The following is a 20195-nucleotide window of genomic DNA, read 5'->3' as shown; positions in this document are numbered from 1 at the left end:
TCGCTTACCTCCCGCCGAAGATGCGCTTGAAGAAGCCGGGCTTGGCCGCCTCGATGAAACGCAGGGGCTTGTCCTCGCCCAGGAAGCGCGCAACCACGTCCTTGTAGGCCTCGGACACATCGGTGCCCGACAGGTGGATGGCGGGCAGGCCCTGGTTGGAGGCCTGCAGCACGCTCTCGGACTCGGGGATCACGCCGATGAGCTTGATGCGCAGGATGTCCTGGATGTCCTCCAGGCTCAGCATCTGGCCGTCTTCCACACGATGGGGGTTGTAGCGCGTGATCAGCAGGTGTTCCTTGACGGGCTCGCCGCCTTCGATGGCGCGCTTGGTCTTGCTGCTGAGCATGCCCAGGATGCGGTCGGAGTCGCGCACGCTGGAGACTTCGGGGTTGGTGACCAGCAGCGCCTCGTCGGCGAAGTGCATGGCCATCAGCGCACCGCTTTCGATGCCGGCGGGCGAGTCGCAGACGATGTAGTCAAAGCCCATGTCGGCCAGGTCCTTGAGCACCTTGCCCACGCCGTCCTGCGTGAGCGCATCCTTGTCGCGCGTCTGGCTGGCGGCCAGCACGAACAGGTTCTCGCACTGCTTGTCCTTGATGAGGGCCTGGTTCAGGTTGGCCTCGCCCTGGATCACGTTGATCAGGTCATACACCACGCGGCGCTCGCAGCCCATGATGAGGTCCAGGTTGCGCAGGCCGACGTCAAAGTCGATGACGGCGGTCTTGTGGCCGGCGAGCGCCAGGCCCGATGCGAAGGCGGCACTGGTGGTGGTCTTGCCCACGCCCCCCTTGCCGGAGGTCACGACGACGATTTTGGCCATGTTCTGAGAGGTCCTTGCGTTGCGGTCTGTGGAGTAAGAAAAGGGGGGGACGGTCACAGCGGCTCGATGAGCAGCTTCTCACCGTCCAGCCGCACCTGGGCCGGCTTGCCGCGCACGTTGTCGGGCAACTCGGTCTCGGTGGTGCGGTAGATGCCTGCCACGGAGACCAGTTGCGGCTCCATGCAGGTGCTGAAAATCCGGGCGCTGGTGTCGCCGCGCGCGCCGGCGATGGCGCGCCCGCGCAGCGGTGCGTACACGTGGATGTTGCCGTCGGCGATCACCTCGGCGCCAAAGCTGACCACGGCCATCACCACCAGGTCCGAGCCGCGGGCATACACCTGCTGGCCCGAGCGCAGCGGCTTGTCCACCACCACGGTCCCCGGTGCCGGCGCGGGCACGGGGACCTCGCGCACGACCTCCACCTCGCGGATGACTTCGTGGACCACCTCGCGGGGAGTGTTGTCACGCGGCGCCTGCATGCGCGGGGGCGGCGCGTCGGGGGCGGCGATCAGGCCCGCGTCGTGCGCGTCCTGCCTCTGCGCGCTGCTGCCGCCGCGCACGGCCACGGGCTGCGTGCGGTGGCTGCGCAGCGTCTTGACCAGCGCGGCGAAGTCGATGGGCTGCGGCTCGTCCTGCACGGCCGAGAGGTCGATCAGCACCGGGTCGTTGTCGAAAAATTCGGGGTCGTCGGCCCTGCGGGCAGCCAGCTCGGCGGCGATGCTGGCCACGTCGGTGGTCTTGAGCACCATGGCCACCACGGGCAGCTGGGCACTCTTGAGGTCTAGGTGGGTGCGGGCCTGGCCCGCCGTATCAACGGCCATGAAGCGGTTCTGATGGGAAAAAAGACGCCGCGCACGGGCGCCGCCTCGAAGCCGCAAAGTGTACCTGCGCTGCGCCGCTGCCACCGTATCAGGACGTGCGGCGAACCCGGGCGCACCCCAGGCCTGGGCGCCGCGGATCTGGCTTCACGAGTCCACCGGCTGCGCCCCCTTCCCGCCGCGCAGCGCGGCGAGAGAAGGGGAAAGGTGCGCCAGCGCCGCGGGGGGATGCTCAGAACTTCGGAATGCGGATGCGGCTGATCATCAGCGAGCCCGACAGCGCGAACAGCAGCACCAGCGGGTGCAGCGTGAAGCCGCCGATCGTCACCGACCCCAGCCACAGCTGGCCGCGCACCGCGCCCACGCTGGCGGCCACGGCCATCAGGCCCACGAGCACGATGGAGGTGGGGATCGGCGTGCCCTCGAAGTACTTGACCTTGCCCGACGGGCCCTCGGCCAGCGTTTCGGCCGTGATGTTGAAGCGCGCCAGGCGCGACACGCCGCAGGCCACGAAAAAGGCCAGCACCACGCGGTCGTACAGCCCCTGCATGCCGCAGGCGTAGGCGATGATGGCGGGCGCCACGCCGAAGGAGATCACGTCGGCCAGCGAATCCAGCTCGCGCCCCATGGCCGAGCTTTTCTGCCGCCAGCGCGCGATGCGCCCGTCCAGCACGTCGAACACCAGCGCCGCCAGCACCAGCGCACAGGCGAAGTACACATGGCGCACGTCCGACGTTTCCAGATAGGTCATCGACGAGAACAGCGCCCCGACGCCGCACACCGCGTTGCCCAGCGTGAACCAGTCCGCGAGGTGGAACTCGCGGATCATCGAAAAGCGTTTGTGGGGAGAAGCCATGGCGGCATTATCGAACGGCCGCCGGGCCTTTCCTTGTCCGCCGATGGCTGATTCGGTCTACTGGAAACGCGGGGCGCGCTTCTCGATGAAGGCGGTGACCGCCTCGCGGTGGTCGGCCGTCTTGTGGGCGATGGCCTGGTAGCCGGCGGAGATCTCCAGCAGCGAGGCCAGCGAGGCGTGCTCGCCCTCGCGCAGCAGCCGCTTGGTCATCCGCATCACGGCACCGGGGTTGGCGGCGATCTTCTCGGCCAGCGCGCGCGCGGTGGGCAGGAGCTGGTCGGCCGGCACCACGCGGCTCACCAGGCCGCAGGCCAGGGCGTCCTGGGCGCTGATGGCCTCTCCGGTGAACGCCATCTCGGACGCCTTGGCCATGCCCACAGCCCGCGGCAGCAGCCAGGCGCCGCCGTCGCCGGGCACGATGCCCACGCGCACGAAGCTTTCTGCGAAGGTGGCGCTCTCGGCCGCGATGCGGATGTCGCACATGCAGGTCAGGTCCAGCCCCGCGCCGATGGCCGAGCCGTTGACGGCGCAGATCACCGGCACGTCGAGCTGGTACAGCGCGTTGGGGATCTGCTGGATGCCCTGGCGGTATTCCTCGCGGATCAGGTCGGGCGTGAGCGCATCGTCGAAGAAGCGCTGCATGTCCTTGACGTTGCCGCCCGAGCTGAAGATGGGGCCCGCGCCGGTGAGGATCAGCACCTTCACGCTGGCGTCCTTGCGCACGGTGTCGCACAGCTGCACGAACTCCTGCACGGCCGTGTTGCCGGTGAGCGCATTGCGCGTCTCGGGCTGGTTCATGGTGGCGGTCAGGATGCCGCCGTCGCGTTCAATGGTCAGGAAGGCCATGGTGTCTCTCCGTAGTCAAAAGTAGGAGCTGCCAGCGCACATCACTGCTTGATTTCAACATGAAAACACATTGAATTCCTTGATTGATGTGCGCAAACAGCTATGGTTTTCAGAGCGCTATTTCCACATCGGTGATGCGGCGCACGAGGTCCAGCGTCAGCCCGCCGTGCGCCAGCAGCGCCTCGCCGGCCACGCCGTGCCAGTAAGACTCGCTGCCGGCCGTCTGGCGCCAGGCGTGCAGGCGGCGGGTAAACAGCTGCAGGTCGTATTCCGCGGTGAAGCCGATGGCGCCGTGGATGGCATGGGCGAACTCGGCCACAGCCAATGCGGCCTCGCTGCAGCGCGCCTTGGCAGTGGCCACACGCAGCCGGTCGGGCAGCACACCGGCGCCGTTGCAGCCCAGCTGCGCAGCCATGCGCGCAGCGAACACATGCTCGCTCATCACCGCCAGCTGGTGCTGGATGGCCTGGAACTTGCCGATGGGGCGGCCGAACTGCTGGCGCTCGTTGGCGTACTGCAGGGTGCGGCGGAACACGTCGCCCAACGCGCCGGCCATCTGCGGGGCCACCACGGCGGCCTGCAGGGTGCGTGCGTCTTGCGCGGCGTCCACCGGCACCCCGGGCGCGGCCTCCACCTGGGCAGCAGACCAGGCCAGGGCGGCATCCAGCGCCAGCGCCTGGGGCGCAGCCTGCGCATCGGCCGTGGCCAGCAGGTGCCAGGCGCTGCCAGCCTGCACCAGCACGTGATCGGCCACCTGGCCGCCGCGCACCAGGGCGCAGCGCACGCCGCCATCCGGCAGCTGCTCGCCACGCGCCAGCGTGATGCTGCCGGCGGGGCGAGCCACGCCGCCCTGGGCCAGCAGCGCGCGCGCCACCATGGTCTCGCCCAGCGGCAGCGGCAGCGCATGCGCGCCGCATTGCTCCAGCACGCCGAACACCTGTGTCAGCCCCAGCCCGGCGCCGCCGTCGTCCTCGGGCAACAGCGCGTCGGCCAGCCCCGTGGCCTCCAGTTGCGCCCACAGCAGCTGCGTCGCGGGCGCGGCGCGCCCGCCGGATTCGATGGCGCGCACCACCGGGGGGGTGCACTGGTCGGCCAGCACCTGGCGGGCCGCGTCGGCAAACAGATCGTTGTCTTGGCTCATGTCGTGGCTCCGTTTCAGCGCAGGCCCAGGCCCCGGGCGATCATCCCGCGCAGGATGTCGCGCGTGCCGCCGCGCAAAGAGAACGAGGGCGAGGCCTCGGTCACGTATTTCAGGGTCATCAGCAGTTCCACGGGCACGTCTTCCGCCTCGCGGGCGAACAGGTCGTCGGAGATGGCCGCAGGGATCATCTGCTCCAGCGTGGTGCCCAGCTCCTTGACCAGCGCGGCCTCGACGATGGGGCTTTCGCCGCGCACCAGCTTGTCCTGAATGGCCACCGACATGGCGCGCAACGGCGCGAGCTGCGTGAGCACCTGGCCGGCCAGGCGTTGGGCCGACTCCGTGCGCCCTTGCGGCGTGCGCACGTACTGAAGCCACTGGTCGAACAGCACGATGCTGGAGAACAGCCGCTCGGGCCCGCTGCGCTCGAAGGCGAGTTCCGCCGTCACCTGCTCCCAGCCCTGGCCTTCGGCACCGACGAGGGCATCAGGGGCGAGTTGCACGTTGTCGAAGAACACCTCGCAGAAATGGCGGTCGCCCGAGAGGTCCTCGATGGGGCGCACCGTGACGCCGGGCAGCGACAGGTCCACGATGACCTGGGACAGGCCCTTGTGGCGGTCCTCGCTGCTGCCGGAGGTGCGCACCAGCGCAATCATGTACTGGCAGTGGTGCGCGTTGGTGGTCCAGATCTTCTGGCCGTTGAGCACAAAGCCCTGGTCATTGGGCGTGGCGCGCGTCCTCACGCTGGCCAGGTCCGAGCCCGAGCCCGGCTCGCTCATGCCGATGCAGAAGAAGGCCTCACCGCGGCACACCTGGGGGATGTAGAACTGCTTTTGCGCCTCGGTGCCGTACTTCAGGATCAGCGGCGCGCTCTGGCGGTCGGCAATCCAGTGCGAGCCCACGGGCGCGCCGCAGGCGAGGAACTCCTCCACCAGCACATAGCGCGTGAAGGCGCTGCGTCCGCCGCCACCATATTCCTTGGGCAGCGTGACGCCGATCCAGCCGCGGGCGGCCAGCTTGCGGCTCAGCTCGCTGCTGTAGCCGCCCCACGAGCGGGCGCGGATATGCGCGGGCAGTTCGGAGATCGCCTCGGCCAGGAAGGCACGCACCTCGGCGCGCAGGGCCTCGTCCTCGGGAGGGATGCGCGTGAGCGCGAGTGAATCCAGGGTACTCATCCCAAAACTCCGTTGTCTCTGTAGGTTTGCAGTGCCTCGGGCGCAAGGCCGAGGTGGCGGACCAGCACCGCATCGGTGTGCTGGCCCAGTTGCGGGGGCGTATGGCGGTAACTCACGGGCGTGTCCGACAGGCGCAGGGGGCTGGCCACCAGCGGCACGCTGCCCGCCTGGGGGTGCTGCATGGCAATCTGCATGCCACGCGCCTTGACCTGCGGGTCGTCGAACACCTCGCGCACGGTGTTGATGGGGCCGCAGGGCACGCCGTGCTGCTCCAGCAGGGCGATCCAGTCGCGCGTGGGCTTGCCCACCGTCACGCCGCGGATCAGCGCCACCAGTTCGTGGCGGTGCGCCACACGCGCGGCGTTGGTGGCAAAGCGCGCATCCTGCGCCCAGCCGGGCTGTCCCACGGCGTGGCACAAGCGCGCGAACTGCCCGTCGTTGCCCACGGCCAGGATCATGTGGCCGTCGGCCGTGGGGAAGTCCTGGTAGGGCACGGTGTTGGGGTGGGCGTTGCCCATGCGTTGCGGCACCTTGCCGCCGTACAGGTAGTTCATGCCCTGGTTGGCCAGGCACGCCACGCCCACATCGAGCAGCGCCAGGTCGATGTGCTGGCCGCGGCCGGTGTGCTCGCGCGCCTGCAGCGCGGCCAGGATGGCGGTGCTGGCGTACAGGCCGGTGAGGATGTCGGTGAGCGCCACGCCCACCTTCATCGGGCCGCCGCCGTCCTCGCCGTCGGGGCGGCCGGTGACGCTCATCAGCCCGCCCATGCCCTGGATCAGGAAGTCGTAGCCGGCGCGGTGCGCATACGGCCCGCTCTGCCCGAAGCCGGTGATGGAGCAGTACACCAGGCGCGGGTTGAGTGCGCTCAACGAGGCATAGTCCAGCCCGTATTGCGCCAGGCCCCCGGTCTTGAAGTTCTCCACCAGCACGTCGCACTGCTGCGCCAGGCGCCGCACCAGCTCCTGCCCTTCGGGGCGGGTGAAGTCGATGGTCACCGACTGCTTGTTGCGGTTGGTGCACATGTAGTAGGCCGACTCGCCCGTGGGCTGGCCGGCGGGGTCGGTCACGTAGGGCGGGCCCCAGGCGCGCGTGTCGTCGCCGCTGCCGGGGCGCTCCACCTTGATGACCTCGGCGCCCAGGTCACCCAGCGTCTGGGCGGCCCAGGGGCCGGCCAGCACGCGCGACAGGTCCAGCACCTTCACGTGCTGCAGCGCGCGAGGTTGCAGGGCGGCCGGTGAGGTCATTGCAGCGGCACCTTGGCCTGGGTGACGATGCGCTTCCACAGCGCGATCTCGTTCTTCTGGAACTCGTGCATCTGGGCGGGGCCGCCGGTCATGGGCGTGGCGCCCAGGCGCTCGTAAAAGGCGCGGGTCTCATCCATCTTGGAGATGGTGGTGAACAGCTCGGCCAGCTTGGCGGTCTCGGCCGCCGGCGTCTTGCTGCTGACCATCGCGCCCACCCAGGTGTAGGCCTCGAAGCCGGGCAGGCCGGCCTCGCTTGCGGTGGGCACGTCGGGCGAGGTGGCCACGCGCTTGTCCGCCGCCACGGCCAGCACCTTGACGCGCCCGCCCTTGGCCAGCTCCTGCACGGCCGTGACTTCGGCAAAGGCGTAGTCCACGGTGCCCGCGGCGAGGGCGGTCATGGTCTCGCCGGCGCCCTTGAACGGCACATGCACGGTCTGCACGCCGGCGCTGTCGTTGAGCAGCTCGCCCATGAGCTGGTAACCGGCCGAACCGGCACCGAAGTTCACCTTGCCCGGATGGGCCCTGGCATAGCTGACCAGCCCCTTGAGGTCGGCAAACGGCGCCTGCGGGGCCGTGGCCAGCATGGCGGGCGAACGCATCATCATGGTCAGCGGCGCAAAGTCCTTCACCGGGTCGTAGGGCAGCTCCTTGAACAGCGCCGCGTTCACCGCCAGGGTGGAGTTGCTGCCGATGAAGACGGTGTAGCCGTCGGCCGGGGCCGAGAGCACCTGCTTGACCGCAATGAAGCCGTTGGCGCCGGGCTTGTTCTCCACCACCACGGACTGGCCCGTGAGGTCCTGCAGCTTGCGCGCAAAGTAGCGCGCCGAGGTGTCGGTGCCGCTGCCGGGCCCGAAGGGCACGACGAACTTGAGGGTCTTGGACGGGAAGGCCTGCGCCTGCACGGCGGGCGCGAGGGCGGCGCCCAGGGCCACGAGGCTGGCGCCCGCCAGGGCGCGCAGGGTGGTTCTGCGGTGGAATGCCATGTGCAATGTCTCCTTGGAGTCTCTGCTCCGCTACGGTGCCCCGCAAAGGGGTCGGAGTTGGCACTCTAGGCAGCACCTTGCATGCTGTCTAATATTAAAAGTTTAGATTTCAATACTTTTTTCATATCGCATGAACCTCCGGCAACTCAGCCAGTTCGTCGCATTGGCGGAAACCGGCAACTTCCACCGCGCGGCCGAGCGCCTGCACATGGCGCAACCGCCCCTGTCGGTGTCCATCCGCAAGCTGGAGGAAGAACTCGGCAGCCCCCTGTTCGAGCGCACCACCACGGGCGTGGTGCTCACCCCGGCCGGCGAAGCCATGCTGGGCGACGCCCGCCGCGCGCTGTTCCACGCCCAGCAGTGCCGCCAGGCGGTACAGGACGCGCGCGAGGGCGAAGGCGGGCTGCTGCGCCTGGGCATCATCGGCTCGGCCACCTATGCGCTGCTCCCCCAACTCATTCCGTCACTGCGCCAGCGCTATCCACAGATCGAGTTGGAGCTGAGCGAAGCCACGTCGTCCGAGATCCTGGAGGGGCTGGTGTCGCGGCGCTTCGATGCCGGCCTGCTGCGCTACCCGGTGCTGGACCCGAGCGGCTTCGAGCTGCTGCCGCTGGACCGCGACGACTTCGTGCTGGCCGTGGCCGAGAGCAGCCCGCTGGCGCAGCGCGACGCCATCGCGCTGGCCGAGGCCGCGCACGAGCCCTTCATCATGTACCCGCAGCACAAGGTGCCCAGCCTCTCGGCCCTGGCCATGATGCGCTGCCAGTTCTCGGGCTTTGCGCCGCGCGTGGCGCAGGAGGCGATGCAGGTGCAGACCATCATGAGCCTGGTGGCTTCGGGCCTGGGCGTGGGCCTGGTGGCCAGCGTGGCGCGGCAGGTGGTGCCGAGCGGCGTGAAATGCCTGGCGCTCACCGACAACCCGCCGGGCTTTCACGTGGGCATTGCGCTGGCGCGCCTGGCCGGCGGCACCAGCCGCGTGGTGGAGCGCTTCACGGAGCACGCGCTGCGCTTTGCCAGCGTGCCGCGCGTGGAAGGCGAGAACTGGGACAAACCGGGCTGAACCGCCCGTCCATCAAGCGCGAGCAGCTATCTTTTATGAAGCAACCGCCGCCGCACGTTGCCGCGCAAAGTCCACGTACCACGCCAGGCAGCCGGGATTGGCCATCGCGTCCGGGTTGACCACCTTGTCCATCGGCTGGCCCAGCAGCAGCTTCTTAACGGGCAGCTCCTGCTTCTTGCCGCTCAGCGTGCGCGGCACCTCGGCCACCTGCACGATCTCGTCGGGCAGGAAGCGCGGGCTCAGGCTGGCGCGGATCGCGTCGTTGATGCGCGCGCGCAGCGCGTCATCCAGCGCCAAGCCGCCGCGCAGCACCACGAACAGCGGCATGTAGCTCGCGCGGCCCAGGTATTCCAGGTCCACCACCAGGCTGTCGAGCACCTCGGGCAGGGCCTCCACGGCGCTGTAGATCTCGCTCGTGCCCATGCGCAGGCCGTGGCGATTGATGGTGGCGTCGCTGCGGCCGTAGATCACGCAGCCGGGGTGGGCGCTGGAGCCGATCTCGATCCAGTCGCCGTGGCGCCAGACGGCGCCGGCCTCGGTCCCCAGGTCGCCGCCGCCGGGCCTGCGGCCGTGGCCGGGCGGGTACATCTCGAAGTAGCTGGCGCGGTAGCGCGCGCCATCGGCGTCGCCCCACAGGAACAAGGGCATGGACGGGATGGGCTGGGTGCACACCAGCTCGCCCACGGAGTCCAGCACCGGGCGGCCCTGCTCGTCCCAGGCCTCGACGGCCGCGCCCAGCATGCGGCACTGCATGCGCCCGGGCGTTTGCGGCAGTTCGCGATTGCCGCCGATGAAAGCGCCCGCGAAGTCGGTGCCGCCGGAGATGCTGCACCACCAGACCTGCGGCGCGCCCGCGCTGGCCAGGAGTTGCGATCCCCACCGCTGCACTTCGGCAGGCAGCGGCGACCCCGTGGAGCCCAGCACGCGGATCGCCGACAGATCGCCGCAGGCCGCAGGGGTGATCCCGGCCTTCATGCAGTGGCCGTAGAACGCGGCGCCAGCGCCGAAGAAGGTCACGCGCTCCTCGGCCGCCATGCGCCACAGCACTGTCCAGTCGGGCCGCTCCTTGCTGCCGCCGGGGTTGCCGTCGTACAGCACGCAGGTGGTGCCGCCCAGCAGGCCGCCGACCTGGGCGTTCCACATGATCCAGCCGGTGGAGCTGTACCAGTGGTAGCGCTCGCCCAGGGAGTTGGGCGCGTAGCTGCAGCCGATGTCGTTGTGCAGCACCGCCAGCTGCAGCATCACCAGCAGCATGCCGCCGTGGCCGTGCACGATGGGCTTGGGCAGGCCGGTGGTGCCGCTGGAATAGACGATCCACAGCGGGTGGTCGAACGGCAGCCACGCCGGTTCAAAGGCCGCTGTCTCTGCATCATTTCGGGCGATGACGCTTGCGTAGCAAGCGGTATCAGCTACTGTTTTTGAAGCATCCAGGTTGTTCACCAGCACCACGTGGCGCAGCGTGGGCAGTTGCGCGCGCAGTTCCGCCAGCACGTCGCAACGGTCATGGTCGCGCCCCCCATAGGTGACGCCGTCCACGGCCAACAGCACCGTCGGAGCGATCTGGCGGAAGCGGTCCAGCACCGCGTGCGTGCCCATGTCGGGCGCGCACAGGCTCCACACCGCACCGATGCTGGCGCAGGCCAGGAAGGCGACGATGGTCTCGGGGATGTTGGGCAGGTAGGCTGCCACGCGATCGCCGGGCTGTACGCCTTGGGCCCTCATGTGCAGCGCCAGCGCCGCCACCTGCCGGCGCAGCGCGGGCCAGGACAGCTCGCGGCGCTCGCCGCGTTCGTTGCGGCCGATGAGGGCCGGCTGGCCCGCGGCCTGTGCGGCGTCCACATGGCGCAGCACCTGGCGCGCGTAGTTCACCTGCGCGCCGGGGAACCACTGCGCGCCGGGCATCACGTTCTTTGCGAGTACCGCGCGGTGCGGCGTGGGTGACTGCAGGTCGAAGTAGTCCCAGATGCTCTGCCAGAAGGCGTCCAGATCGGTGGTGGACCAGCGCCAGAGCGCGTCGTAATCGTCAAAGCGCAGGCCGTGCTGCGCCTGCAGCCAATCCTGGTAGCGGCGTATCTGGGGCGCGTAAGGCGGGTGTGTTGGGGGGATGTTGTGGTGTGTCTCCATGCGCACAGCCTAGCGCGGTCGCGGTCGCCGTGCGCGCCACGCACGTGACAACTTGCCGGTCGCACCTGGCCGGTCGCACCTCGCCGGCGGCACCTGGCCGGCCGCACCTGGCCTCAGCGCAGCGGCTGCTCCGTCACGCTGGTGATGGCATAGCCCTTGTCGCGCAACTGCCGTCCGGGCTCGGGAATACCAAGGTCGTTCCAGTGCGCCTGGGTTTCGTCCCGCTCCACGGCGCGGTGCTCGCAGTTCCAATCGGTATTGATGGCCTCCTGCGGTATGGGCTTACCCTCGGGCACGGCCAGATGGGAATAACGCCCCTCGGCTTCGGATCGGCGGTAGATGTCCACGCGCATGTCGGGTCCTTTGCTTGCTGGTTGCAGGGTTCTCCACTGTAGTGAGACCATCGCCCGCCCGGCGTAGGAAGCGGCCGCATGGCCGCCGTGCTTGACGCAAGGCAAGATCGCCGCTTTCCGCCCTGCCGACAATTGCCCGCTGTTGCCACTGCCGGCGGCCTGTTTCTGAATCATGACAACACAAGACGTTTCCTCTCAGCGCAGCGACGTGCTCATCGTGGGTGCGGGGCCTGCCGGGCTGTCGCTGGCGGCCTCGCTGGCCCAGGCCGGCATGCAGGTCACGGTGCTGGAGCAGCAACCCGCTTCCACGCTGGCCGCGCCCCCGGCCGACGGGCGCGAGATCGCACTCACCCACCCCAGCGTGGCCACGCTGCAGCGCATGGGCAGCTGGCAGCGCCTGGCCGCGCACGAGGTCGGCCTGCTGCGCGAGGCGCAGGTGCACGACGGCCCCGTGGGCCAGCGCGGGGCCATGCAGCTGCACGCAGGCGGCAGTGGCGTCCAGCATCTGGGCTGGATCGTGCCCAACCACGCGCTGCGCCGCACGGCCTACGAAGTGGCCGCGCACACGCCCGGCGTGCGACTGGTCACCGAGGCGCGCGTCACGCGCGTGGCCGTCACGCCCGCGCATGCCGAGCTGGAATACACCGACACCCGCAACCTCGACGCAGCGCCCCTGCGTCTGCAGGCCCCGCTGCTGGTGGCTGCCGACAGCCGCTTTTCCGCCACGCGGCGCCAGTTGGGCATTGGCGCGGCCATGCACGACTTCGGCCGCACGGTCATCGTCTGCCGCCTGCGCCACGAACTGCCGCACCACGAGGTCGCGCACGAGTGCTTCGGCTACGAGCAGACGCTGGCGATCCTGCCGCTGCCGGGCGACCTGGTCGATGGCGCGCCGATGTGCTCGGCCGTGGTCACCACCGGCGCGGCGCATGCGCAGGAGTTGCTGACACTGCCTCCTGAGGCATTCGCCGCACGCGTGCAAGCCCAGTTCAAGGACCGCCTGGGCGCCATGCGGCTGGTGGGCGAGCGCCACGCCTACCCGCTGGTCGCCGTGTATGCGCACCGCTTCGCCGCCGCGCGCTGCGCGCTGCTGGGTGACGCGGCCGTCGGCATGCACCCGGTGACGGCGCACGGGTTCAACCTGGGGCTGGCGGGTGTGGACAGCCTCACGCGCGCACTCACCCAGGCACGCGAGCGCGGTGCGGACATCGGCGCCGCCAGCGTGCTGGAAGGCTACGCGCGCGGCCATCACCGCCACGCCTGGCCGCTGTACCAGGGCACGAATGCCATCGTGCGCTTGTACACCGACGACCGGCCGCTGCCCCGCCTGCTGCGCCAGGTGGTGCTGGCGGGCGCCAACCGGCTGCCGCCCCTCAAGGGCGCCATCGTGAGCCAGCTCACAGGCCGGCGCCCCGCCTGGCCCACTCCCGCGCCTTAGCGCGCACACCGTCATCCAACTGGAGGGGCAGGCACTCGCTGCCTGTCCCGGCCAGCGTCCTGCGGCACACCCATCCATAATGGCCGCATGGACAACCTGTTGGACCATCTCTGCGAGACCGTCACCCGCGCACGCACCGTCGAAGAGCTCACCCGGCCGCTGCTGGAGCTGCTGGAAGACATCACCGGGTTCGAATCCACCTACCTCACGGTGGTGGACCTGGAGCGTGGTGTGCAGCGTGTGCTGTACGCGCGCAACACGCGCCAAATGCAGATCCCCGAGGGACTGAGCGTGCCCTGGCACGACACGTTGTGCAAACGCGCGCTGGACGAGGGCCGACCCTTCACCGCCGACGTGGGGCAATGCTGGGGCGATTCGCAGGCCGCCGCCGCGCTGGGCATCCAGACCTACGCCAGCACACCGGTGCGCATGGCCGACGGCCAGCTCTACGGCACGCTTTGCGCCGCCAGCGACGAGCGCCAGGAGCTCACTTCCCAGGCGCGCAACGCGCTGACGCTGTTCGCGCGGCTCATTGGCCAGCAGGTCGAGCGCGAGCTGCTGCTGCAGCAATTGCTGCAGGCCAATGCCCGGCTGGCGGCCTACGCGGCGACCGATGCCCTCACCGGCCTACCCAACCGCCGCGCGCTGCGCGAGATGCTGCACCAGCAACTGGCGCAAGGCGCGCGCCAGGGCACGGCGGTGCTGATCGCCTTCATGGACCTGGACGGTTTCAAGGCGATCAACGACACCTATGGCCACGAGGTGGGCGACCTCTTCCTGGCCGACATGGCCGAGCGGCTGCGCGGCGCGGCGCGCGCGCAGGACTTCGTTGCACGCTACGGGGGCGATGAGTTCGTGGCCGTAGGCCCCGGCCCCGCGCCCGGCCCGGCGCTGGAGGCGGCCCGCCAGGGGTTCGGCCAGCGCCTGGCACAGGCCACGCGCGGGCGCTTTGGCGGGGCGGACGCCCCCATCGACTACGCCGGCGCCAGCGTGGGTGTGATCGCCGTGCTCCCCAACGGCATGACGGCCGACGAGGCGCTGCGCGAGGCCGACCGCGCCATGTACGCCGCCAAGAAGGCGCGCCGCGCCGTGCGCTGAACAAGTCCCCGCACGGGCATGCGCGGCAGGGGGCCGGGATAATCCGCCGCTCTGCCAGCCCCCTCCACCCCTTTGCCCATGCCCGCAGCCCTGCCCCGCGTGCTGTCCGTCATCCCGCCGATGACGCAGCTCAACACGCCCTACCCCTCCACCGCCTACCTCACGGGCTTTCTGCGCTCGCGCGGCGTGCCGGCGTGGCAGGAGGACCTGGCGATCGCGCTGGTGTTGCGGCTGCTCTCGCGCGACGGTCTCGCGCAGGTCGCCGAAAGGGCACAGGCCGTGCCCGCAAACGCGCAGAGCCCGGCGGTGCAGTCCTTTCTTGCGCAGCAGGAGCGGTACCTGGCCACCATCGGCCCAGCCATGGCCTTTTTGCAGGGCCGCGACAGCACCCTCGCGCACCGCATCGTGGGCCGCCACTACCTGCCGGAAGGGCCGCGCTTCGCGGCGCTGGACGTGTACGAGGACGACGGCAGCGGCGACCCGCTGGGCTGGGCCTTCGGCGCCCTGGGCCTGGCCGACAAGGCCAAGCATCTGGCCACGCTGTACCTCAACGACCTGGCGGACGTGCTGCAGGGCGCCGTGGACGCGCGTTTCGAGTTTGTGCGATACGCCGAACAGCTCGCCGGCAGCCAGCCCACGTTCGACCCGCTGGCCGACGCGCTGGCGCAGGCGCCGACCTTCGTGGACGAGGTGCTGCAGCAGCTCACCCATGAGGCCGTCGCGCGCCACCAGCCCGGCGTGGTGCTGCTCTCAGTGCCCTTCCCGGGCTCGGTGTATGGCGCGTTTCGCATTGCCCAGGCCATCAAGGCACAGCACCCGCACATCGTCACCGTGCTGGGCGGCGGCTTCGTCAACACCGAGCTGCGCGAGCTGGCCGACCCACGGGTGTTCGATTTTTTCGACTACGTGACGCTGGACGCCGGCGAGCGCCCGCTGCTCGCGCTGCTGGAGCACCTGCAAGGCCAGCGCGGGCGCCAGCGGCTGGTGCGCACCTTTGTGCGCAATGACGATGGTGCCGTGCAGTACATCCACCTGGCAGAGCCCGACGTCGCCTTTGCCGAGATCGGCACGCCCACCTGGGACGGCCTGCCGCTTCAGCGCTATCTGTCGCTGCTGGACATGCTCAACCCCATGCACCGGCTGTGGAGCGACGGGCGCTGGAACAAGCTCACCGTGGCGCACGGCTGCTACTGGAAGAAGTGCAGCTTCTGCGACGTGAATCTGGACTACATCGGCCGCTACGAGGGCGCCAGCGCCCAGGTACTGGCCGATCGCATCGCGGCCATCGTGGCCGAGACCGGGCAGACCGGTTTTCACTTCGTCGATGAAGCCGCGCCACCCAAGGCCCTCAAGGCGCTCGCGCAGGAGCTGATCGCACGCGGCACCGGCATCTCCTGGTGGGGCAACGTGCGCTTTGAAAAGACCTTCACGCCCGAGCTGGCCGAGCTGCTGGCCGACGCGGGCTGCATCGCCATCTCGGGCGGGCTGGAGGTCGCCTCCGATCGGCTGCTGGGCCTGATGAAGAAGGGTGTCAGCGTGGACCAGGTGGCGCGCGTGACCCGCGCATTCAGCGACGCGGGCATCCTGGTGCATGCCTACCTCATGTACGGCTTTCCGTCGCAGACCGTGCAGGACACGGTGGACGCACTGGAGTACGTGCGCCAGCTGTTCGGCAACGGCTGCATTCAGAGCGGCTTCTTCCACCGCTTCGCCTGCACCGTGCACTCGCCCGTGGGCCAGAACCCCGCGGAATACGGCATCACCCTCGCGCCGCTGCCGCCCGGCGGCTTCGCCAAGAACGACGTGGCCTTCATCGACCCCACGGGCGTGGACCACGACGCACTGGGCGCGGGGCTCAAGAAAGCCATCTACAACTACATGCACGGCATCGGGCTGGAAGAGGACGTGCGCATGTGGTTCCCGTTCCGCGTACCCAAGACCACGGTCAAGCGCGATCGCATCGCACGGGCGCTGGCATCGCGCGGCTGACTGCAATGTGCCATGGCCGGTTGTGCGGGGGCTTCAGAGTCCGCGAGACCCTGTGGCGGGTGCCAACGCGGAACATGGCCTCCACCACCTGTCATTGTGTATAGCAGCCCCGGCAACCCGCGCAGTCAGGGCGCCTGGCAGGTCAACGCATGACGTCAACGCTGCCTCGACAGGCTGACTTCTGAACAAGAAAAGAGCGTCTCCACCACTTTTCGCACAATTGTGCTAAATTGCGCTACATCATGGATGCCAAGACCCAGAAGGCGGAATTCACACGCATGGCCATCATCGGCGCGGCGCTGGACCTGGCCGCGGCCGAGGGGCTGGAGGCCATCACGCTGCAGGCCGTGGCCGACCGCGTGCAGCTGTCCAAGAGCGGCGTGTTCTCTCGCGTGGGTTCGCGCGAGGCGCTGCAGAAGGCCGTGATCGAGGAATTCGGTCGCCGCTTCATCGCCGACGTGTTCGTGCCCGCCATGCAGCAGCCCAAGGGCCTGCCGCGCCTGGACACCATCGTGCGGCGCTGGATCGCGCGTACCCGCGACGTGGAGGCCCACCAGGGCTGCATTTTCACAGCCGGCGCGTTCGAGCTGGACGACCGCGAGGGCGAGCTGCGCGACCTGCTGCTCAGCGAGGTGCTGCGCTGGCGCGCCGCGCTGCGCCGCACGGTGTTGCAGGCCGTCGAGGCCGGGCATCTGCGCGCCGATACGTCCGCCGACCAGCTGGCGGGCGAGATCAGCGCGCTCATCATGGGCCAGCTGCACGACGTGCGCTTCCTGCGCGACCCGCAGGCGGCGCATCGCACCGAGGCGTCCTGGGAGCGCCTGGTCAAGAGTTACCAAGCCTGAATCCGCGGGGCGTGACACGGAACCCTTGTTTTTCTCTTCCCAAATTTCGCACAACCGTGCGAATAAAGGAGCAATCATGCTGATCATGCTTTTCATCGCGGCCGTCGTGGCCGCCCTGCGCCTGGCCTGGTGTGCGCTGCGGCTGCTGCGCGGCCTGCCACGCAGCAATGCCGACTGGATCTTCTACTGAGCCCACACCATGACCCCCACCGCATTGCAGACCACTCCTGCCTACTACCGTAACGTCACGGGCGTGCGCGCCCTGCGCTGGGCGATGGCCGCCACCCAGCGGCTGTGGCCCACGCTGGCGGTGCGCGCGGCCTACCGGCTGTTCGGCACGCCGCTGCCGCTGCGCCGGCCGGCCCGCAACGCGCCCTGGGGCGCCCACTGGCGCGTGGAGCGCTGGCCGTTTGAGGACGCCGAGATCACCCTCTACCGCCACCGCACCGCACAGGGCCCCACGGCCCTGCTGCTGCACGGATGGGGCGGCCAGGCGGGGCAGATGCAGAGGCTGGCCGACGCACTGGCGGACGGCGGCCTGGCCCCCGTGCTGGTGGACATGCCGGCGCATGGCCGCAGCCGCGGCCGGGTGAGCAACCTTCCCCAGTTCTCCCGCGCGCTGGAGTACGTGGCCGAGCGGCTGCGCGCCGAGGGCGCGTCGCTGGCCGCCGTGGTCGCGCATTCGCTGGCGGCCAACGCCGCGGCGCATGCGGCCAGTCGGGGCCTGCCCGCGAACCGGCTGGTGCTGCTGGCGCCTCCGGCCTCGCCCCACGAGTTCACACGGCTGTTCGCCCAGGTGTTCGGTCTGACGGAGCGCACCCGCGCGGCCATGCAGCAGCGCATCGAGGCGCGCGAGGGCATCCTGATGCGCCAGTTCGAGCCCGCCGCCGTGGGCCCGCGCGTGGCCGTGCCCACGCTGGTGGTGCACGACCGCGGCGACCGCGTGAACCGCCTTGCCGATGGCGAGGCTTTCCGCGACGCGATCGCTGGCGCGCGCCTGCTGGTCACCGAGGGGCTGGGGCACAGGGGCATGCTGCAAGCGCCCGAGGTGCTGCAGGCGGTGGCCGCCTTCGCGCAGGCGGCACCGGCACCAGGCAAACAGGATGAACAAGCCCTAACATCGCCCCACTTTTCATAACAAGGAGTGATTGATGGGACTTTTCCAATGGACGCAGCGCCCGGCGCAGGTGCTGCAATCGGGCGGGGTGATCGGCCCCGACGAACGCCTGCCCTGGCCGCAGACGGGGCTGATGGGCATCCAGCACGTGATCGCCATGTTCGGCGCCACGGTACTGGCGCCCATCCTGATGGGGTTCGACCCCAACGTGGCGGTGCTGATGAGCGGCATCGGCACGCTGATCTTCTTCCTCATCACCGGCGGCAAGGTCCCGAGCTACCTGGGCTCGTCGTTCGCCTTCATCGGCGTGGTGATCGCGGCCACGGCCTATGCAGGCAAGGGGCCCAACGCCAACATCGGCGTGGCGCTGGGCGGCATCATCGCCTGCGGCCTGGTGTACACGCTGGTGGGCGTGGTGGTGCACCTGGTGGGCACGGGCTGGATCGAGCGCTTCATGCCCCCGGTGGTCACCGGCGCGGTGGTGGCCGTGATCGGGCTGAACCTGGCCGGCATCCCCATCAAGAACATGGCGGCCAACAACTTCGAGGCCTGGATGCAGGCCCTGACCTTCGTGTGCGTGGCGCTGGTGGCGGTATTCACCAGCGGCATGCTGCAGCGCCTGCTGATCCTGGTGGGACTGATCATCGCCAGCCTGCTGTACGCGCTGCTGACCAACGGCATGGGCCTGGGCAAGCCGATCGACGTGTCGGGCATCGCCAACGCCGCCTGGTTTGGCCTGCCGCAGTTCCATGCGCCGGTGTTTGAGGCCAACGCCCTGCTGCTCATCGTGCCCGTGGTCATCATCCTGGTGGCCGAGAACCTGGGCCACATCAAGGCCGTGACGGCCATGACCGGCAAGAACCTGGACCAGTACATGGGCCGCGCCTTCATCGGTGACGGCGTGGCGACGATGGTGAGCGGCGCGGCCGGCGGCACGGGCGTGACGACGTACGCCGAGAACATCGGCGTGATGGCAGCCACGCGCATCTACTCCACGGCGGTGTTCCTGGTCGCGGCGCTGCTGGCGGTGCTGCTGGGCTTCTCGCCCAAGTTCGGCGCGCTGATCCAGGCGATCCCGCTGCCGGTCATGGGCGGCGTGTCCATCGTGGTGTTCGGCCTGATTGCGATTGCCGGCGCCAAGATCTGGGTGGACAACCGGGTGGACTTCTCGCAGAACAAGAACCTCATCGTGGCGGCGATCACGCTGATCCTGGGCACGGGCGAATTCACGCTGAAGTTCGGCGACTTCGCGCTGGGCGGCATCGGCACCGCGACCTTCGGCGCCATCGTGCTGTACGCGGCCCTGAACCGCGGCAAGTAAGGCTGGGCGGGAGCGCCCAGGCGCTCCCGTATCCATAGCTGCTAGCGCTTATCCCGAAACGATTCAAGGCACTTTCCGCCTTGAAGACCAATTGTGACAAGCGCCAGCAGCTCTTTTTTCAGTAGCAAACCGATCAACGCCGCAGCAGCGACCACACCATCTCGATGCCCGCGGTGAGCAGGTCGAACTCGTCGCTACGCTTGCCCTCCAGCCGTTCGCGCTGGCGCGCACGCTCCTCCCGCGCACGGTTGCGCTCCAGCGCCACCAGCGCATCGGCCAGGGTGTCGGGCGAGGCGGCGTCCGCCGGCGCGGTCTGGCGGGCGGCGCTGCCGTGGCGCACCAGGGCCTTGTCCACCGCCTGCGGGTCCAGCAGCGACAGGGCCGAGCGGCAGTAAGGGCAGGCGTGGTCGTGGCGGATGTCCACCGTGCCGCCGCAGCTCGTGCAGTTGATGGTGCCCACACGCTCGGCCAGCGCCTCGATCTCCATCGTGGACAGGTGCCGCACGAAGCCCTTCTCGACCATGAACGAACCAAAGGTCGAAAAGCGCCCGTGGCGCGCCGCGCAGCGGTAGGTGACGTAGCGCCCGCCCTGCGCCACGTCGTAGCCCTTGGCCAGCGCCTGGCTGCAGCGCGGGCAGCGCAGCCGGTCGGCCAGCGGGTGGTGTGCATCGCCACGGTGCTGGTGCAGCAGCTCGAACAGCTCCAGCACGGCCGCCGGCGCCAGGCGCGTGTTCTCCTGCGGGTCGAACCACATGCCCTGGCAGGCAAAGCACAGGTCCAGCTCCAGCGTGCCTCCGGTGCTGGCGGCAAAGCGCCGGATCTCGGTGGGCTGGCGGCACGAGGGGCAAAGCGGTGTGAACGGCATGGTGGACGCGATCGTACTGCCTGCCCGGCCGTTGCCGCGACGCGGCCGTGCCTGCGCGTGCGGCCTGCGTCAGCGCGGTGTAAGGCCAGGGTTATCCCTAGCCGC

At 69.4% G+C, this 20195-nt stretch carries 18 protein-coding genes; 7 read left to right on the top strand and 11 right to left on the bottom strand.

Annotated elements, in window-relative coordinates:
- Nucleotides 1–4: 4 nt before the first annotated feature.
- The 8 genes from minD to AC1PPL_RS10270 form a co-directional block, all read right to left on the bottom strand.
- The gene (minD, locus tag AC1PPL_RS10305; protein WP_011803536.1) at nucleotides 5–820 is read right to left on the bottom strand and encodes a septum site-determining protein MinD; all 816 of its coding nucleotides are present in this window, start codon (nucleotides 818–820) and stop codon (nucleotides 5–7) included.
- Between the two features lie 53 nt (nucleotides 821–873).
- Nucleotides 874–1641 carry a septum site-determining protein MinC gene (gene minC / locus AC1PPL_RS10300; protein ID WP_479973214.1) on the bottom strand — a complete coding sequence of 256 codons (768 nt, stop codon included), beginning with the start codon at nucleotides 1639–1641 and terminating at the stop codon, nucleotides 874–876.
- Nucleotides 1642–1870: 229 nt separating this feature from the next.
- Nucleotides 1871–2494, bottom strand: coding sequence for a CDP-diacylglycerol--serine O-phosphatidyltransferase (pssA, locus tag AC1PPL_RS10295; RefSeq protein WP_011803534.1), 624 nt, complete (start codon nucleotides 2492–2494; stop codon nucleotides 1871–1873).
- A 57-nt stretch (nucleotides 2495–2551) separates the two neighbouring features.
- Complete coding sequence (locus tag AC1PPL_RS10290) at nucleotides 2552–3340, bottom strand: crotonase/enoyl-CoA hydratase family protein (RefSeq protein ID WP_479973213.1); 789 nt, start codon at nucleotides 3338–3340, stop codon at nucleotides 2552–2554.
- 109 nt (nucleotides 3341–3449) lie between these two features.
- Nucleotides 3450–4481 (bottom strand): acyl-CoA dehydrogenase family protein, encoded by a 1032-nt coding sequence (locus AC1PPL_RS10285; RefSeq protein ID WP_479973212.1) that lies wholly within the window; start codon nucleotides 4479–4481, stop codon nucleotides 3450–3452.
- A 14-nt stretch (nucleotides 4482–4495) separates the two neighbouring features.
- Nucleotides 4496–5653, bottom strand: coding sequence for an acyl-CoA dehydrogenase family protein (locus AC1PPL_RS10280; protein WP_479973211.1), 1158 nt, complete (start codon nucleotides 5651–5653; stop codon nucleotides 4496–4498).
- Entirely contained in the window at nucleotides 5650–6897 is a 1248-nt protein-coding gene (locus AC1PPL_RS10275; RefSeq protein ID WP_479973210.1) for a CaiB/BaiF CoA transferase family protein, read from the bottom strand. Before AC1PPL_RS10275 ends, AC1PPL_RS10280 begins: the two co-directional genes overlap by 4 nt.
- A complete protein-coding gene (locus AC1PPL_RS10270; protein WP_479973209.1) occupies nucleotides 6894–7880 on the bottom strand; it encodes a Bug family tripartite tricarboxylate transporter substrate binding protein in 987 nt (328 codons plus the stop codon). Before AC1PPL_RS10270 ends, AC1PPL_RS10275 begins: the two co-directional genes overlap by 4 nt.
- A 130-nt stretch (nucleotides 7881–8010) precedes the next feature.
- Here AC1PPL_RS10270 and AC1PPL_RS10265 point away from each other — a divergent pair, with 130 nt between their 5' ends.
- The gene (locus AC1PPL_RS10265) at nucleotides 8011–8940 is read left to right on the top strand and encodes a LysR family transcriptional regulator (RefSeq protein ID WP_479973208.1); all 930 of its coding nucleotides are present in this window, start codon (nucleotides 8011–8013) and stop codon (nucleotides 8938–8940) included.
- A gap of 33 nt (nucleotides 8941–8973) precedes the next feature.
- Here the strand turns inward: AC1PPL_RS10265 and AC1PPL_RS10260 are convergent, their stop codons facing one another.
- Together AC1PPL_RS10260 and AC1PPL_RS10255 are read right to left on the bottom strand one after the other, a co-directional pair.
- Nucleotides 8974–11064: an acetoacetate--CoA ligase gene (locus AC1PPL_RS10260; RefSeq protein WP_479973207.1), complete on the bottom strand. Its 2091-nt coding sequence runs from the start codon at nucleotides 11062–11064 to the stop codon at nucleotides 8974–8976.
- Between the two features lie 113 nt (nucleotides 11065–11177).
- Nucleotides 11178–11417 carry a DUF6139 family protein gene (locus AC1PPL_RS10255; RefSeq protein ID WP_312301683.1) on the bottom strand — a complete coding sequence of 80 codons (240 nt, stop codon included), beginning with the start codon at nucleotides 11415–11417 and terminating at the stop codon, nucleotides 11178–11180.
- A 172-nt stretch (nucleotides 11418–11589) separates the two neighbouring features.
- On the opposite strand from AC1PPL_RS10255, the gene ubiM reads away from it, so the two are divergent.
- From ubiM to AC1PPL_RS10225, 6 genes are all read left to right on the top strand, one after another.
- Complete coding sequence (gene ubiM / locus AC1PPL_RS10250) at nucleotides 11590–12855, top strand: 5-demethoxyubiquinol-8 5-hydroxylase UbiM (RefSeq protein ID WP_479973206.1); 1266 nt, start codon at nucleotides 11590–11592, stop codon at nucleotides 12853–12855.
- A gap of 87 nt (nucleotides 12856–12942) precedes the next feature.
- Nucleotides 12943–13953 carry a sensor domain-containing diguanylate cyclase gene (locus AC1PPL_RS10245; RefSeq protein ID WP_479973205.1) on the top strand — a complete coding sequence of 337 codons (1011 nt, stop codon included), beginning with the start codon at nucleotides 12943–12945 and terminating at the stop codon, nucleotides 13951–13953.
- Nucleotides 13954–14031: 78 nt separating this feature from the next.
- Entirely contained in the window at nucleotides 14032–15942 is a 1911-nt protein-coding gene (locus AC1PPL_RS10240; protein WP_479973204.1) for a B12-binding domain-containing radical SAM protein, read from the top strand.
- 242 nt (nucleotides 15943–16184) lie between these two features.
- Nucleotides 16185–16787, top strand: coding sequence for a TetR/AcrR family transcriptional regulator (locus AC1PPL_RS10235; RefSeq protein ID WP_123675395.1), 603 nt, complete (start codon nucleotides 16185–16187; stop codon nucleotides 16785–16787).
- Nucleotides 16788–16986: 199 nt separating this feature from the next.
- A complete protein-coding gene (locus AC1PPL_RS10230) occupies nucleotides 16987–17925 on the top strand; it encodes an alpha/beta fold hydrolase (protein WP_479973203.1) in 939 nt (312 codons plus the stop codon).
- Between the two features lie 13 nt (nucleotides 17926–17938).
- The gene (locus AC1PPL_RS10225) at nucleotides 17939–19225 is read left to right on the top strand and encodes a solute carrier family 23 protein (RefSeq protein WP_312792242.1); all 1287 of its coding nucleotides are present in this window, start codon (nucleotides 17939–17941) and stop codon (nucleotides 19223–19225) included.
- 133 nt (nucleotides 19226–19358) lie between these two features.
- On the opposite strand, the gene AC1PPL_RS10220 is transcribed toward AC1PPL_RS10225, so the two are convergent.
- On the bottom strand, nucleotides 19359–20090 hold the full coding sequence (locus AC1PPL_RS10220) for a TFIIB-type zinc ribbon-containing protein (RefSeq protein ID WP_479973202.1): 732 nt from the start codon (nucleotides 20088–20090) through the stop codon (nucleotides 19359–19361).
- Nucleotides 20091–20195: the final 105 nt, after the last annotated feature.

The organism is Diaphorobacter sp. B2A2W2 (assembly GCF_056730635.1).
This window is presented reverse-complemented; position numbering and strand designations above follow the sequence as displayed.

Excerpts from the sequence above, each read along its gene's own strand:
- minD (WP_011803536.1), bottom strand. The coding sequence starts at position 820 with ATGGCCAAAATCGTCGTCGTGACCTCCGGCAAGGGGGGCGTGGGCAAG.
- minC (WP_479973214.1), bottom strand. The coding sequence starts at position 1,641 with ATGGCCGTTGATACGGCGGGCCAGGCCCGCACCCACCTAGACCTCAAG.
- pssA (WP_011803534.1), bottom strand. The coding sequence starts at position 2,494 with ATGGCTTCTCCCCACAAACGCTTTTCGATGATCCGCGAGTTCCACCTC.
- AC1PPL_RS10290 (WP_479973213.1), bottom strand. The coding sequence starts at position 3,340 with ATGGCCTTCCTGACCATTGAACGCGACGGCGGCATCCTGACCGCCACC.
- AC1PPL_RS10285 (WP_479973212.1), bottom strand. The coding sequence starts at position 4,481 with ATGAGCCAAGACAACGATCTGTTTGCCGACGCGGCCCGCCAGGTGCTG.
- AC1PPL_RS10280 (WP_479973211.1), bottom strand. The coding sequence starts at position 5,653 with ATGAGTACCCTGGATTCACTCGCGCTCACGCGCATCCCTCCCGAGGAC.
- AC1PPL_RS10275 (WP_479973210.1), bottom strand. The coding sequence starts at position 6,897 with ATGACCTCACCGGCCGCCCTGCAACCTCGCGCGCTGCAGCACGTGAAG.
- AC1PPL_RS10270 (WP_479973209.1), bottom strand. The coding sequence starts at position 7,880 with ATGGCATTCCACCGCAGAACCACCCTGCGCGCCCTGGCGGGCGCCAGC.
- AC1PPL_RS10265 (WP_479973208.1), top strand. The coding sequence starts at position 8,011 with ATGAACCTCCGGCAACTCAGCCAGTTCGTCGCATTGGCGGAAACCGGC.
- AC1PPL_RS10260 (WP_479973207.1), bottom strand. The coding sequence starts at position 11,064 with ATGGAGACACACCACAACATCCCCCCAACACACCCGCCTTACGCGCCC.
- AC1PPL_RS10255 (WP_312301683.1), bottom strand. The coding sequence starts at position 11,417 with ATGCGCGTGGACATCTACCGCCGATCCGAAGCCGAGGGGCGTTATTCC.
- ubiM (WP_479973206.1), top strand. The coding sequence starts at position 11,590 with ATGACAACACAAGACGTTTCCTCTCAGCGCAGCGACGTGCTCATCGTG.
- AC1PPL_RS10245 (WP_479973205.1), top strand. The coding sequence starts at position 12,943 with ATGGACAACCTGTTGGACCATCTCTGCGAGACCGTCACCCGCGCACGC.
- AC1PPL_RS10240 (WP_479973204.1), top strand. The coding sequence starts at position 14,032 with ATGCCCGCAGCCCTGCCCCGCGTGCTGTCCGTCATCCCGCCGATGACG.
- AC1PPL_RS10235 (WP_123675395.1), top strand. The coding sequence starts at position 16,185 with ATGGATGCCAAGACCCAGAAGGCGGAATTCACACGCATGGCCATCATC.
- AC1PPL_RS10230 (WP_479973203.1), top strand. The coding sequence starts at position 16,987 with ATGACCCCCACCGCATTGCAGACCACTCCTGCCTACTACCGTAACGTC.
- AC1PPL_RS10225 (WP_312792242.1), top strand. The coding sequence starts at position 17,939 with ATGGGACTTTTCCAATGGACGCAGCGCCCGGCGCAGGTGCTGCAATCG.
- AC1PPL_RS10220 (WP_479973202.1), bottom strand. The coding sequence starts at position 20,090 with ATGCCGTTCACACCGCTTTGCCCCTCGTGCCGCCAGCCCACCGAGATC.